Genomic DNA, 12,894 nt, shown 5'->3' on the forward strand with positions numbered 1-12,894 from the left:
TCTTTGTTCAAAACAACAAGCCTAGTTCTGTTTTTTGCAATTTTTACAGGCAGGGAGGCAGATCGTTTGTATTCAAAATTTCGCTTTGCCATTAGGTTATAGGAGCGAATTCTTGATTTGCCCATGTTCGTGTATAAAACAGGATAAGACAGGTAACAGATTGCATTCGGATCTTCTGAATGTTCTTCAAGCAAGTGCTTTGAATATTTTGTTTCCGGATTATAAGAAAAAACAGATGTAAGAGGTCTGTTCTGCGAGTCAGTTCCGATTATAATTCCGTAGATTTCCGGTTTTGCAACAGAAGGGTCGAAAGAAAGCGCGTATGCTACGTTTCCTTTCAAATTAAGTGGAACAGTTTCTTTAGTTTTTGTATTTACGTATAAAAGCGGAACTGCCGGAGTTGTTGCAGAAGTCTTTGCTACATAAAGGTCTGTTTCGTTATAAAGGAGCGCGTCTTGAATTCCTGCTCCATTGTAAAGGTTTTCCTTTGTCTTTGATTCTATCGAATAGCGGTTTACAGTAGAGCTTCCTTCTATTGATAAAAGATAATTTCCGTAGAGCTTTAAAGATTTTAGATTATTTTCCGGAGTAAAGATTGCAGAAGCCGTTCCAGTTGTAAAGTCAAAAAACTGTACTGTTTTTCTGGAATCTTTTGTCCAAAGAATTACGCCAGCTTCGTTGTAAGAGATTATATTCGTATGTCCGGGATTGGTTCCCTTTAAGTCTACAGCGCCGTTGTCGTAAGAAGAAAGAACGATTGATGAAGGCGTCAGAAAATAAAAATTTTCTCCGGCAGAGGCTACATCGTATATATGATTATACATGTTGTCGCTCATAGACTGAAGAACATCGACGCGTTCGGCAATCGAGTTGTCGAATTTATACAGATTTCCCTGGTTTGTTCCGGCAAATATTGTTCCAGAAGCTGTAATATCTGCGCAGACGATAGATTCATCGTTTTTTAAACCGGTAAATGTCCGGATAAGCTGTGGGGCAATTACATCTTTATTTCTGTCGTTTTTTATAAGGTACATTTTAAATTGTCTTTTTTCATTTACAATGTAATAAAGATTTTCATAACTGTTTGAACTGAAAATAACCGGCTCTTTTCCCGCAATTGAAAATTTTTCAAGTGTTTTTCCTGTTACTGCCTGAATTACATAGATGCTTCCGTCTTTATATCCTGCAAGAAAAACATTGTTGTTGAACATGCAAGCCTGGCTTAAACCTGGTTCTGTAGAAAATTTCGCCTTTTTTTCGCCGTTGCGTATATTGTAATAGCTTAAAGAGCCTGTCGGAGAATATGCGACGGCCGAATTTTCAGAATTGCTAGTTATAACCATGCTCACAGGTCCTGTGCTTTCCTTTAGTTTTTTTGAAGTGATTGTGTTGTTCTGCGTATTTAAAAAATAAGTTCCTTTTGCGCTTGCAGTTCCGCACAAAACGTAAGTTCCTTTCGCAGAATAAGAAAGAGAAGTGATTGGTGTTCCGAATGTAAATGCGCATTTTCTTGTAAGGGTTTTAAAATTCCATACGCTTACCATATTTGTTGCGGCGCCGTCCGTTTCGTAAATTGCAATATCGTTTCCGTTCGGACTTCTTGCAACCATTTTTATTGCAAGGTCTGTAACCTGATAGTGTTCACCCAAAGAATCTTCTGTCCATTTAATTATAAAACCGTCTTGTCCGACGCTAAAGACTGTATTTTGTTCACTTTCGGAAGCTTCTAGGACAGCAAGCCCTGTAACTGTAGAGTCATGCGCCTGGGTCGAAACATGGCTCTGCGCAAAAATTAATGCCCCGGCAAAAAAAGTGAATAAAATTGAAACGCAAATTCTTTTGTTTTTCATCGAAATCCTCAAAATTTTCTTAGGTTTATCTTGCAGTTCTCATAAAATAATTGAAGTCGCCTATAACCGCAATTACAAATAAAAAAGCAATAAAGGCAAGTCCAACATATTGTACACGATAACGAACTTTTGGTGAAATACGGATACGGAAAATTGCTTCTATGAGCGAGAAAAAAATCAATCCGCCGTCCAAAACTGGAATTGGCANNAAAAGATTCATTATAAAAAGCGAAATGCTGATTAATGCGACAAAATTCAAAACGGAGGAAAGGCCTGTCCTAAAACCGGCGGAAAAACTTTCTTTTACTGTTTCTCCAAGCATTGTCGTAATTGAGGCAGGTCCGCTTACTGCCTGCGTAATTTTTACGCCTTTAAAAAGACTTGCAATTCCCGTCAAAGATGCCCTGAAAATTTTCCATGTTTCTTTTCCGCCTTGAACAATCGCTCCAAAAAATCCATAGCGTTTTGCTTCTCTCTTGGCGCTTGTTTCAGGTATGCTTATTACGCCGATTTTTCCTGCGCCGGTTTGTCTGTCAAGTTGTGAATGAACCAAAAAATCCATTTGAATTCCGTTTCTCAAGACTTTGACTTTTAAATCCTCATCGGGATGAGTTGCAACAAACTCGTAAAGTTCAGAAAAATCGTTTATTTTTTCAGAATTAATTTGAGTTATTTCATCTCCGCTGCAAAGACCTGCTTCGGCGGCCGGAGAAACAATTTCCGGATAAACTTCATTTGCCAGAGTAATTTTGCTGGAAGCAGACCAATATGTAAAACCTACAAGGGCAACAATAAAAAATGAAAAAAAAGTCAGAAGAAGATTTGCCAGAGGACCTGCAAAAGCGATTGCCGCACGTTTTAATGGCGAAACTCCGTAAAGCGAGTCTTTGTCATATTCAACAAAATCACAAGAAGAATTCTCGTCCGAAAAATCATTTTCGCCTTTCATTGAGCAATATCCGCCGAGAGGCAAAAGCGAGATCCTCCAATCTATGTTTTTAATTTTTTTGTGTAAAAGTACAGGACCCATTCCGATCGAAAACGCTTCGACCTTAACTCCGCACAAGATTGCAGCCAAAAAATGACCGCCTTCATGCAGAAAAACAATAACTCCAAGAATTATAAGACCATAAACTATTTTTAACAGCATTTTTTATACCAGTTTTTTTGCAATTGAACGTGCCATGCTGTCTGCTTCAAAAATATCCTTTGTGTCGCGGACAGGACTGTTCCATTCATCTTCATTTTCCATAACTTTTTCAACAATCTTTGCAATTTTTTCAAAACGGATTTTCCCGTCAATAAATGCCCAGACTGCTATTTCATTTGCCGCATTAAAAGCAATCGGATGACTGTTGTCTTTTTCTGCCGCCTTAAATGCAAGCTTTAAAAGAGGAAAATCGTCCATTCTTGGTTTTTCGAAAGTTAAGGTTCTTGAACTTGTTGCAGTGTCTGTAAGGTCAAAAGGTTTCATAAAATTATGCTTTACTTCCGGCCAGTCAAGCGCCTGAATAATCGGATGCTTCATGTCCGGCTCGCTTAACTGGGCATAAACAATTCCATCGTTTGTTCTTACAAGAGAGTGAATTATGCTTTCCGGATGGACAACTACTTCTATCTGCTTTGTGTCAAATCCAAAGAGCCGTTTTGCTTCAATAACTTCAAGCCCCTTGTTTCCCAATGTTGCAGAGTCAACTGTAATTTTTGTTCCCATGTTCCAGGTCGGATGTTTTAGCGCGTCTTTTAGAGTTGCATTTGCAATTTTTTCAGATGGCCATGTTCTAAAAGGTCCTCCGCTTGCAGTAATTATAAGTTGTCCTACATTTTTAGAGCCGCCACAATTGTTAAGAAGGGTAAAAATTGCCGAGTGTTCGCTGTCTACCGGAAGAATCCTGCTGCCGCTTTTTTTTGCCATTTCAAAAATAACAGGACCTGCCATGACGACAGATTCTTTGTTGGCAAGAGCAAGGTCAATTCCAGCTTCTAAAACCAAAATACTTGGAACAAGCCCTGCGCTTCCTGCAATTCCGTTTACGACAATATCAGGTTTTGTTTTTTCTATGAGTTTTTTTATTCCTTCTGTTCCTTCCTCGCTTGTCAGCGAATATGAACATTCAAAAAAATTTGCAATCTCTTCGAGCTTTTCTTTGTTTTTGTTTGCTGTAAGACCGCAGCAGTCAAAACGGTCTTTATGATTTTTTAAAATATCGATAGTGCTTGTTCCGATTGAACCTGTGCAGCCTAAGACGAGAATTTTTTTCATATTCCTTCCTTCAAAATTATCTGAAAAAGCAGACAAAAGTCCTTTTTATTGCAAAAGGGCAGGGTAAATATGCGTAATTGTAAAATAGAATACAGGAGCTGAAAAAACGATGCTGTCAATTGAATCGAGAATTCCGCCACGGCCAGGAATTATTGAACCTGAATCCTTGCAGTCTGCAGAGCGTTTTAGAACAGATTCAACCAAATCTCCAAGAATTGAAGTGATTGAAATTAAAGCGCCTAAAAGAACCAATTTTGCGGCAGAACCTGTAAAAATGTTTTTCCACAAGAACCAGCTCAAAATTCCGCTCAAAATTGAACCAAAAATTCCGCCGCAGAAGCCGGCAATGCTTTTATTTGGACTTGCTTTTATAAAGCCCTTGTTGTTTTTGCCAAAAAGCACGCCAAAAAACCATGCCAAAGAGTCGCAAAAGAATACCATTGTCAAAAACATGATCAAAACTGGGCGTGAATGTTTAAGAAATGTCATGCGTGTTAAAAAAGTCAGCAAATATCCGGCGTACGTAATAATTGAAATCGATGTAATTATATGGCTGTTTGAATTTTCAAAAGTCTTGTTCAAAATAACTTCGACTGCAAGACTTATTAAAATTGCGAGCACAAATACAAAATCAACATAAGAAATGTCAAATTCAAAAACTGCGCGCAAAAGCATTGCAAGATTTATAACTCCTGCAAGAATTATTACAAGCAGTTTGTTCTGTAATTTAAAATTATGGCCAAGAATATGATAAAATTCGCAGGCTGCAACAACCGAAACCGCTGTCACAACAATATGGATTGCAAGGTGATTCATCTGATTCAACAGAATCAGCATGATTATAAGAGGTACTCCTATAAAAAAAATTCCAAGTCTCGAAACGACTTTACGATTCATAAATTCCCCTGTTTACTTTTGATCTGGAACTGCGCCAAATCTTCTATTACGTTTTTGAAATTTGATTATATCTTCTATAAATTCATTTTCTGTGTAATCGGGCCAAAGCGTGTCGGTAAAAAGAAATTCTGCATAAGCACATTGCCAAAGCAGAAAATTGCTGAGCCGTTCTTCGCCACCTGTTCTAATCATTAGATCAACATCTGGCAGAGCTTTTATATCCAGAGAATCTGAAATAAGTTTTTCTGTAATATCTTCTGGTTTTACGTTATTTTCTACAAGTTTTTTTATTCCGCGGACAATCTCATCGCGGCTGCCATAATTTATGGCTAGAACACAGGTTGTTCCTGTAAAATGTTCTGTATCTTTTTTTGCATTTAGAATTTCTTTTTGAACATCTTTTGGGAGTCCGCTTAAATCGCCAATGTGCTCAATTTTAATGCCATTGTCTTTATAAAACTGGAATTCTGCACGAAGATGGCCTTTTATGAGAGTCATAAGATAGCCGACTTCTTCCTGCGTCCTCTTCCAGTTTTCTGTTGAGAAAGTATATAAAGTTATATATTTTATTCCCAAAGATGCGGCTTGAGCTACTATTCTTTTTGCAGAATTCAAGCCTTCCTTATGACCTTGAGAGCGTGCTAAACCTCTTTGTTTTGCCCAGCGGCCGTTTCCATCCATGATTATTGCGACATGAGCTGGAAGTCCGCCGGCTTTAATTTCTTCAATATTCATCAGAATTTTGAGCTGCTAAAAATTAAGCAAGAATTTCCTTTTCCTTTGCATCGCAGACTGTCTGAATTTCAGCAATATATTTGTCAGTGAGCTTCTGAAGATCGTCAGTTTCTTTTTTGAGCTGATCTTCTGTGATTTCTCCGGCTTTCTGCTGTTTCTTCAAATCATCATTTCCATCGCGGCGAACATTGCGGATTGTCGTTTTGTAGTTTTCTGCCATTGATTTTGCCTGCTTTACCAGTTCTTTTCTGCGGTCGGCAGTCAATGCAGGAATTGATATGCGGATTACTTTTCCATCGTTTGAAGGATTTAATCCAAGGTCTGCAACTAAAATTGCTTTTTCAATATCAGAAATAAGGCTTTTATCAAATGGAGAAATTACAACAGTGCGGGCTTCTGGAATTGAAATCTGAGCAACCTGATTGAGAGGTGATTTCTGTCCGTAATAATCTACACGAACTTTGTCAAACATAGCGGCAGAAGCACGACCCGTGCGGATTGTGTTCATTTCGTTTTTAATTCCTTCAAGCGTTTTTTCCATTTTTGCTTTAGCGTCAAATGCCATAGTGATTTCTCCCATAAAACCGCAGTTGCGGCATGCCAAACAGGCACGAATCCATATTTTAGTTGATAAAACTAAAAGCGGTTAGAAAAATCCAACCGCTTTTAATCAGTAAAAATTATTTACCGAGAACGAAAAGAACAATCTTTCCAAATGAAAGTTTTGCACCAACTGCCTTTCCAACTTCTTCAAGTTTTTTAGCAACTGTAACTTTGTCGTCCTTTACGAAAGGCTGGTCAACGAAACAGCTTTCTGCAAGAAGCTTGTTGATTTTTCCGTTAAGGATGCCGTCTTTTACATTCTGTGGTTTTGAAGCCATTTTTTCATCAGCGTTCATCTGTGCGGCAAAAATTTCTTTCTGCTCGTCGATGTAACTCTGTGGTACTTCATCTTTTGTGATGTAAGTAGGTGTAAATGCCGCAAGATGAAGGCAGCAGTCTTTTGCGAATGCTTTTACTTCGTCAGATGTTGAGCCTTCAACAACTACAATCGCACCTGTTTTTTTGTCTGAGTGAACATAAGTTCCAGCAACAGCATTTGCTCCAACTTCAACGAAAGCAGAACGGCGTACAGCCATGTTTTCGCGGAATTTAATAGCAATTGTGTCGATGATTGCTTTATGCTCAGCTGTGATTTCATCTGTTCCTGCTGCAAGAGTGATTTCTGCAGCTTTGTCAGCAGTTGCGCCAAAATCAGCATTGTTTGCTACAAAGTCAGTTTCACAAGTAACTTCAACCATAGCAATTTTGTTGCCTTCCTGTTTGATGACGATACGTCCTTCTCCAGTTGCGCGGTCAGAACGTTTTGCCATGGCGGCAAGACCTTTTTCTTTTAAGATTTTTTCAGCTTCTGCGATACTTCCATTTGCATCCTGGAGAGCTTTTTTGCAGTCCAGCATACCTGCTCCTGTTGATTCGCGGAGAGCTTTTACATCAGCAGCTGTAAATGATGCCATTTGTATTCCCCTGATTATTTGTCAAATTTTTCAGCGAGATCTTCATCATCGCTGTCGTCGTCAGCAACATCTTCTTCTTTTGGCTCAGTAGGAGTGTAGTTGCTGTAGTCTGCGATTTCTTCATCGTCTTTTTTTGTTGAAGCGTCTGTAACGATTTCTTCATCGTCGTTAAGAGTTTCAATAATTTTAAGACCTTCCTCGTTGTTTGCTTCTACAACTGCGTTTGCAATGATAGAAGTGAAGAGAGAAATTGCGCGGATTGCGTCATCGTTTCCTGGAATAGGGTAGTCGATTCCTTCTGGGTTACAGTTTGTGTCAACAACTGCAACGATAGGAATACCCATGCGGTGGGCTTCTGCAACAGCAATCTGTTCTTTGTGTGTATCGATGATGAAAAGAATTCCTGGGAGTTCTTTCATTTCTTTGATGCCACCAAGGTTTTTTGAAAGCTTTTCTTTTTCTTTGAGAAGATTTGCAACTTCTTTTTTTGTAAGATTGTCAAATGTGCCGTCTATTTCCATCTTTTCGATTTTCTTGAGGCGCTGAAGTGACTTTTTGATTGTAGAGAAGTTTGTAAGCATACCACCAAGCCAGCGGTTGTTTACATAGTACATTCCGCAGCGTTCAGCTTCTTTCTGAACTGCCTGCTGTGCCTGTTTTTTTGTACCAACGAAAAGAACAGACTTTCCTGAAGTTACAACTTTGCGAACAGCTTCATAGCTGTCTTTGATAGCACCGATTGTTTTCTGCAAATCGATGATATGGATACCATTGCGCTGTGCGAAGATATATTTCTTCATGCGTGGATCCCAACGCTTAACCTGGTGACCGAAATGTACACCTGATTCAAGCAAACTCTTCATGGTTACAACTGCCATAAAGTGTCTCCTTCACCGGAAAAAAAAGCATTCATGCTTTGATGAATTTTTTTCCACCGAACTCTTTTTCTCGAGGCGCATAATAATGCGTCCGGAAGATTTACGAGCCTGCGAATAAATACCTACGGTCCGTTCGCAAGTCCCGGCAGATTATTCGAAAATTGAATAATTCTGTTCTTTCAATATATCATAAAGTTCAAAGACAGGCAATCCCATAACACAGCTGTTTGTGCCATCGATTTTAGAGATAAAGCAGCTTGCAAGACCTTGAATTCTGTAACCTCCGGCTGCTCCATGCCATTCGCCTGTGCTTATATACCATTTTATTTCTTCGTCAGTCATCCTTGAAAAAGTTACTTTTGTGATTGATGTGCGGTTGCTCATGTAGTGCAGCTCGCTGTTAAAAAGCGAAATTCCTGTAATAACTTTATGCGTAGAACCTTGAAGGCTTTTTAAGTATTCAAAGGCTTGTTCTTGATTTTCCGGTTTTCCTAGGATTTTTTTATTTTTTACAATTACGGTGTCTGCTCCTAAAATCCATGGATACTCAATTCCTGTCGGAGCGGCCCTTATGACTGCGTCTACTTTTCTTGTTGCGAGAAATTCGGGAATCTGTTCAATTTCAATATCATCAGGATATTCTTCCTTGCAGTTTGGAATTATGACCTGATAAGGAATGTTCATAAGTTTTAAAATTTCCTGTCGTCTTGGTGAAGAAGATGCTAGAATTATAGGCTGCATAAGATACCTCCAGGTTTATAAATGGGCTGTGCAGGTTATTGTGTTGACAATTTTGAATGAAATCAATATCTTTTGTTCTTGTATTTCTAAAAAAAAGACTGAGGAATTAGCTCAACTGGATAGAGCGTCGGCCTCCGGAGCCGAAGGTTGCGTGTTCAAATCACGTATTCCTCAAAAATATGGTAAACTGAATAAAAAAAAGAGAGGCTTTTCAATTTTTTTTTGATGGCCTCTCTTTTTTCTTGATTATTTTGCGTTGTTATTTTTCTTGTCTGATGACGAAGGAGCGCCCTGTAAAGTCTTTAGCAATTCATGGGCACGGGTACGAACTGGAGTTACGTAGCGATAGTTTGTGGCAATCTGGCCTACAGCCTGAATCATAGGACCTTTGTTCTGAACTGAATCTGCTATTTTTTCATAGGCAATCAAAACCTCAAGAGCCAATGAAGAAGTCGGGTTTAAAACTGCGTTTTTCTTCTGAGCCCAGGCGATTGTTTCAGAAACTTCATCGTTGTCGTTGATTCCAATGTCTCCAAGGGCACGGATTGCAGCTGTTATTACCATAGGTTCATTGTCTGCAAGAGCAACCTTTACAAGCGCATTTTTTGATTCTTCTGTTTTTACATTTGCCAGAATATCGCAAGCTTTTGCGCGAATGTCTGGAAAGTTGTTCATAAGTCGTCCGTTTGTCCGTGACTGGCTTGCAATTCCTTCCCCTGCAAGACCGTCAAGAGCTTTCATCATATCAGGAGTTGTGCGTCCTTCGTTTACTGCGTTTTCAAGATATTGAAGAGCTACGAGCTTGTTGTCCCTTTCTTCTGATGTTGCAAGTTCTGTGATTACAACGTCTTCGATGCTGCTAAGGTATTCGCTTTCAACGTTTGATTCGTTGTCTGCGCTTGTCTGTGCGCTGACTGTAAAAACGAAGGCAGTAAGAATTGCAGCTGCTGCATATTTTATAGATTTCATTAGATCCCCCTTGGACTTATTCTAGTAATCGGCACTTTTTATACAAACGTTTAAAATTATAGTTGAATGATTTACAAAAATCAATAAAAGTTATTTTTTCTTTGAAAAAAGACAGTGCCTGCTATCCGTCAATTTCCGGCAGGTGCAACTGCCAATGACCACCGATTTTATTGAAATAATAGTAAACTGTGTATTTTTCTTCAGTTTCGGAGGAGGCTTGGTTTGTAACCTGAACGGCCTTTATGTAATTTTCGGATTCGTAGCGTATAGTTGTGATGTTTCGTCCAGCTCTTGAAGGTACGAATACGTATTTGAAATAATCCTGTAGAGTTCTGAGTTGAAGTCCTTTTATAGGCAGTTTGCCCTGGGCTTTTTTTAGATTTGCAGGTTTTGACCAATAAGCTTTTGACTCGTTGTCCACATACAAAAGCCAGGACTGATAGTCAAAATCTGACATAATCGTTTTTAAAATCTCGATAGTACGGAGAATTTCTGCTTTATCTGATTCAAATGTGTCTTTTGAAACAGTAAGTTTTCCGACAGATTTGTGATATTCGTCTTTTTCAGGCGGAATTTCTTTTTTTTCTTCGATGACAGGCTTGTTTTCGTCTTTTGCTGGCTGCTGTTTTATTGGAGTTGAGCCGCAACCTGCTAGTACGAAAGAAAACGCCAAAATCGCTATCTTGGATAAATGTTTTTTTGCTCTCATAGAGAAGAATATACATCACTTGTCTGTTCGCGTCAAACGTGATAAAAAGAAAAGCATGAATATTGCAGTTTTTCCGGGGAGCTTTGATCCTCCGACTTATGGACATTTAAATGTAATAGAAAGGGCAAGCAAGCTCTTTGAAAAAATCGATGTCCTTGTTTCTGAAAATCCTGGCAAAAATAGCCTTTTTACTGCCGATGAGCGTGTGTTGATGCTTAAAACTTTGACAGAGCCTTATCATAATGTAGAAGTTCATAAATGGGACAGGCTTGTTGTTGAATATGCAAGAAAAATCGATGCAAAAGTTCTTGTTCGTGGAATAAGAAATGTAAATGATTTTTCGTACGAATTTGACCTTTCCCTTGTAAACCACAATTTAAATCCTGAAATTGAAACTCTTTTTATGCCGACGGAAACAAGATACGTAATAGTAAAATCTAGTTCGATAAAAGAGCTTGCCCAGTTTGGCGGAGATATAAGCGGAATGGTTCCTCCTGTGGTTTGCGAGGCGGTTTTAAAAAAATATCGGAAATAGCAGAGAATTTGAATGTTAAAATGACAAAAAATGTAATATTGTCATAAAAAATATTGACAAATGGAAAAATACAGGTATAATCCAATTGACATTCAGACAGGAACTGATATAACATTAAGTCTGTTATACAAGTAACAAAACATATAGTGAGGTTATATAAATGGCAGTACCTAGAGCGAAAACTTCGAAAGCACGGACACGCAGACGCCGTGGTGTTAATATGCATCTTGTTGCACCACAGATGGTAGAATGTGCGAACTGTGGCAACCTTGTTTTGCAGCATCATGTATGTCCAAAATGCGGTTTCTACCGTGGACGTCAGGTAATTAAACCAGAAGTTAAGTAGTCTGGATGAATTAACAATACGGAAAATTTTCAGTTTCTGAAAATTTAACTTAATTAATCACAGGAGATTAAAAATGGACGAATTGTTCAGCAAAATCCAGAAGCTTATCGCTGAAAAACTGGAAATCGATGAAAGCAAAATCACTTTGGATTCTTCTTTCCGTGGTGATCTCGGTGCAGACAGCCTTGATACTTACGAATTGGTTTATGCAATCGAAGAGGAGCTTGGCGTTAGCATTCCTGATGAAAAAGCAAACGAATTTGAAACAGTTCGTGATGCATACAACTTCATCAAAGCTGAAAAAGAATCTAAATAATTTTTCAGTTATAGTTTTTTATAAAACGAATGGACACAGGTTTGCTTAGCAGCCTGTGTTTATTTTTTTTATGGGGGGTGTTGTGTTTATTAAAAGAAAGATTCGTAATTCAAATATTTCAGAAGAAAGAAAAAAGGCTCTTTCTGAGTTTTGTAAAAGCCTTAATATAAAATTCAATAATCTGGAACTTTTAAATCTGGCTTTTCATCACCGTTCTTTTTCTAACGAAAACGCTTCAAGCAAGCATATAAATAATGAAAGGCTTGAGTTTCTTGGAGATTCTGTGCTTGGTATGGCAACTGCAACTTTTTTATATGAAGATATGTTTGAAAATCCAGAAGGAGATCTTTCTAAAATAAAGAGTGTTGTTGTTTCTGAAAAAACTCTTGCTCCGATTGCGAGAAAAATAGGTATAAACAAGATGCTTATTCTTGGAAAAGGCGAGGAGATGAGCGGAGGACGCGACAAGGACGCTATTCTTGCAGATTGTGTTGAAGCGATAATCGGAGCTTACTATCTTGACAGCGGTTTTGAAGCTGCTGAAGAACTTGTGCTTGATCTTATTGTTCCTGAAATTCGAAAAGTCCAGCAGAACAAGGGTGAAAAAGATTACAAAACTCTTTTACAGGAATTTTACCAGAAAAAATCGAAACTATGTCCGGTTTATGAGCTTGTAAAAAAAACAGGTCCGGACCATGACAGGACTTTTTGGGTAAAGGTAAGTTTAAAGGACGAAGAGTTTGGTCCGTGCAGCGGAAAAAGCAAAAAGGCTGCGGAGCAAAATGCGGCAAAACTTGCGTGGGAGAAAGTTAAAAAAAATTAGAAATTTTCAAAATTTTTAAAAAACAGTATTGACACAAAATTCAATGCTTGGTATTATAAATACATAAATTGTGCGGTAGTCATATAACGGCTCATTATCTCAGCCTTCCAAGCTGATGACGAGGGTTCGACTCCCTTCTACCGCTCTAAAAACTCCTGAAGTGCTCAGGAGTTTTTTTATTTTAAATTAGTCTTTTGGTAAAAGCGGAAATTTTTGAATAGGCTTTTTGCATAAGTTTTTTCTTACGCCGGATGCGAAAGGCTTTGGTTGGCGGGCTTGTACGCCAATGAGCGCGAGCGAACCTGTAGCAGCCGG

Annotated in this window: 15 protein-coding genes and 2 tRNA genes; 6 read left to right on the plus strand and 11 right to left on the minus strand. The window is 38.5% G+C overall.

The window, feature by feature from the left end:
• The 9 genes from B3Y13_RS01900 to B3Y13_RS01940 form a co-directional block, all read right to left on the minus strand.
• The coding region (locus B3Y13_RS01900) for a WD40 repeat domain-containing protein (RefSeq protein WP_296692388.1) at positions 1-1,850 on the minus strand (1,850 nt) is incomplete at its 3' end.
• Between the two features lie 25 nt (positions 1,851-1,875).
• Positions 1,876-3,000, minus strand: a complete 1,125-nt coding sequence (locus tag B3Y13_RS01905) for a M50 family metallopeptidase (protein WP_296692391.1) — start codon at positions 2,998-3,000, stop codon at positions 1,876-1,878.
• Positions 3,001-3,003: 3 nt separating this feature from the next.
• The gene (gene dxr / locus B3Y13_RS01910; protein WP_296692394.1) at positions 3,004-4,113 is read right to left on the minus strand and encodes a 1-deoxy-D-xylulose-5-phosphate reductoisomerase; all 1,110 of its coding nucleotides are present in this window, start codon (positions 4,111-4,113) and stop codon (positions 3,004-3,006) included.
• 45 nt (positions 4,114-4,158) lie between these two features.
• The gene (locus B3Y13_RS01915; protein WP_296668289.1) at positions 4,159-5,010 is read right to left on the minus strand and encodes a phosphatidate cytidylyltransferase; all 852 of its coding nucleotides are present in this window, start codon (positions 5,008-5,010) and stop codon (positions 4,159-4,161) included.
• A 12-nt stretch (positions 5,011-5,022) separates the two neighbouring features.
• Positions 5,023-5,745 carry a polyprenyl diphosphate synthase gene (gene uppS / locus B3Y13_RS01920; RefSeq protein WP_296668288.1) on the minus strand — a complete coding sequence of 241 codons (723 nt, stop codon included), beginning with the start codon at positions 5,743-5,745 and terminating at the stop codon, positions 5,023-5,025.
• A 22-nt stretch (positions 5,746-5,767) separates the two neighbouring features.
• Complete coding sequence (frr, locus tag B3Y13_RS01925) at positions 5,768-6,310, minus strand: ribosome recycling factor (protein ID WP_078930016.1); 543 nt, start codon at positions 6,308-6,310, stop codon at positions 5,768-5,770.
• Between the two features lie 115 nt (positions 6,311-6,425).
• Entirely contained in the window at positions 6,426-7,262 is an 837-nt protein-coding gene (gene tsf, locus B3Y13_RS01930; RefSeq protein ID WP_296023662.1) for a translation elongation factor Ts, read from the minus strand.
• Positions 7,263-7,276: 14 nt separating this feature from the next.
• On the minus strand, positions 7,277-8,140 hold the full coding sequence (rpsB, locus tag B3Y13_RS01935) for a 30S ribosomal protein S2 (protein WP_296023666.1): 864 nt from the start codon (positions 8,138-8,140) through the stop codon (positions 7,277-7,279).
• A 150-nt stretch (positions 8,141-8,290) separates the two neighbouring features.
• A complete protein-coding gene (locus tag B3Y13_RS01940; protein WP_296668285.1) occupies positions 8,291-8,881 on the minus strand; it encodes a Maf family protein in 591 nt (196 codons plus the stop codon).
• Between the two features lie 100 nt (positions 8,882-8,981).
• Between B3Y13_RS01940 and B3Y13_RS01945 the strand changes: the two genes are divergently transcribed.
• Positions 8,982-9,055 (plus strand) — tRNA-Arg (locus B3Y13_RS01945).
• Positions 9,056-9,127: 72 nt separating this feature from the next.
• Here the strand turns inward: B3Y13_RS01945 and B3Y13_RS01950 are convergent.
• Together B3Y13_RS01950 and B3Y13_RS01955 are read right to left on the minus strand one after the other, a co-directional pair.
• The gene (locus tag B3Y13_RS01950) at positions 9,128-9,850 is read right to left on the minus strand and encodes a HEAT repeat domain-containing protein (RefSeq protein ID WP_296668284.1); all 723 of its coding nucleotides are present in this window, start codon (positions 9,848-9,850) and stop codon (positions 9,128-9,130) included.
• 121 nt (positions 9,851-9,971) lie between these two features.
• Entirely contained in the window at positions 9,972-10,559 is a 588-nt protein-coding gene (locus B3Y13_RS01955) for a hypothetical protein (RefSeq protein ID WP_296692397.1), read from the minus strand.
• Positions 10,560-10,614: 55 nt separating this feature from the next.
• Between B3Y13_RS01955 and coaD the strand changes: the two genes are divergently transcribed.
• The 5 genes from coaD to B3Y13_RS01980 all read left to right on the plus strand — a co-directional run bounded on the left by coaD (position 10,615) and on the right by B3Y13_RS01980 (position 12,724).
• Positions 10,615-11,094, plus strand: coding sequence for a pantetheine-phosphate adenylyltransferase (coaD, locus tag B3Y13_RS01960; protein WP_296668282.1), 480 nt, complete (start codon positions 10,615-10,617; stop codon positions 11,092-11,094).
• Between the two features lie 160 nt (positions 11,095-11,254).
• The gene (gene rpmF / locus B3Y13_RS01965; RefSeq protein WP_078930023.1) at positions 11,255-11,440 is read left to right on the plus strand and encodes a 50S ribosomal protein L32; all 186 of its coding nucleotides are present in this window, start codon (positions 11,255-11,257) and stop codon (positions 11,438-11,440) included.
• A gap of 73 nt (positions 11,441-11,513) precedes the next feature.
• On the plus strand, positions 11,514-11,756 hold the full coding sequence (gene acpP / locus B3Y13_RS01970) for an acyl carrier protein (RefSeq protein WP_296023683.1): 243 nt from the start codon (positions 11,514-11,516) through the stop codon (positions 11,754-11,756).
• Positions 11,757-11,838: 82 nt separating this feature from the next.
• The gene (rnc, locus tag B3Y13_RS01975; RefSeq protein ID WP_296023687.1) at positions 11,839-12,579 is read left to right on the plus strand and encodes a ribonuclease III; all 741 of its coding nucleotides are present in this window, start codon (positions 11,839-11,841) and stop codon (positions 12,577-12,579) included.
• Positions 12,580-12,651: 72 nt separating this feature from the next.
• Positions 12,652-12,724, plus strand: a tRNA-Gly gene (locus tag B3Y13_RS01980).
• Positions 12,725-12,894: the final 170 nt, after the last annotated feature.

Origin of the sequence: Treponema sp. UBA7567 (assembly GCF_002476655.1) — a bacterium.
Classification (GTDB): Bacteria; Spirochaetota; Spirochaetia; order Treponematales; family Treponemataceae; genus Treponema_D.

What these genes read in the sequence shown, in the direction of transcription:
- B3Y13_RS01955 (WP_296692397.1), bottom strand. Translation starts at nt 10,559, where the DNA reads ATGAGAGCAAAAAAACATTTATCCAAGATAGCGATTTTGGCGTTTTCT.
- B3Y13_RS01940 (WP_296668285.1), bottom strand. Translation starts at nt 8,881, where the DNA reads ATGCAGCCTATAATTCTAGCATCTTCTTCACCAAGACGACAGGAAATT.
- acpP (WP_296023683.1), top strand. Translation starts at nt 11,514, where the DNA reads ATGGACGAATTGTTCAGCAAAATCCAGAAGCTTATCGCTGAAAAACTG.
- uppS (WP_296668288.1), bottom strand. Translation starts at nt 5,745, where the DNA reads ATGAATATTGAAGAAATTAAAGCCGGCGGACTTCCAGCTCATGTCGCA.
- frr (WP_078930016.1), bottom strand. Translation starts at nt 6,310, where the DNA reads ATGGCATTTGACGCTAAAGCAAAAATGGAAAAAACGCTTGAAGGAATT.
- rpsB (WP_296023666.1), bottom strand. Translation starts at nt 8,140, where the DNA reads ATGGCAGTTGTAACCATGAAGAGTTTGCTTGAATCAGGTGTACATTTC.
- B3Y13_RS01915 (WP_296668289.1), bottom strand. Translation starts at nt 5,010, where the DNA reads ATGAATCGTAAAGTCGTTTCGAGACTTGGAATTTTTTTTATAGGAGTA.
- rpmF (WP_078930023.1), top strand. Translation starts at nt 11,255, where the DNA reads ATGGCAGTACCTAGAGCGAAAACTTCGAAAGCACGGACACGCAGACGC.
- coaD (WP_296668282.1), top strand. Translation starts at nt 10,615, where the DNA reads ATGAATATTGCAGTTTTTCCGGGGAGCTTTGATCCTCCGACTTATGGA.
- B3Y13_RS01950 (WP_296668284.1), bottom strand. Translation starts at nt 9,850, where the DNA reads ATGAAATCTATAAAATATGCAGCAGCTGCAATTCTTACTGCCTTCGTT.
- tsf (WP_296023662.1), bottom strand. Translation starts at nt 7,262, where the DNA reads ATGGCATCATTTACAGCTGCTGATGTAAAAGCTCTCCGCGAATCAACA.
- dxr (WP_296692394.1), bottom strand. Translation starts at nt 4,113, where the DNA reads ATGAAAAAAATTCTCGTCTTAGGCTGCACAGGTTCAATCGGAACAAGC.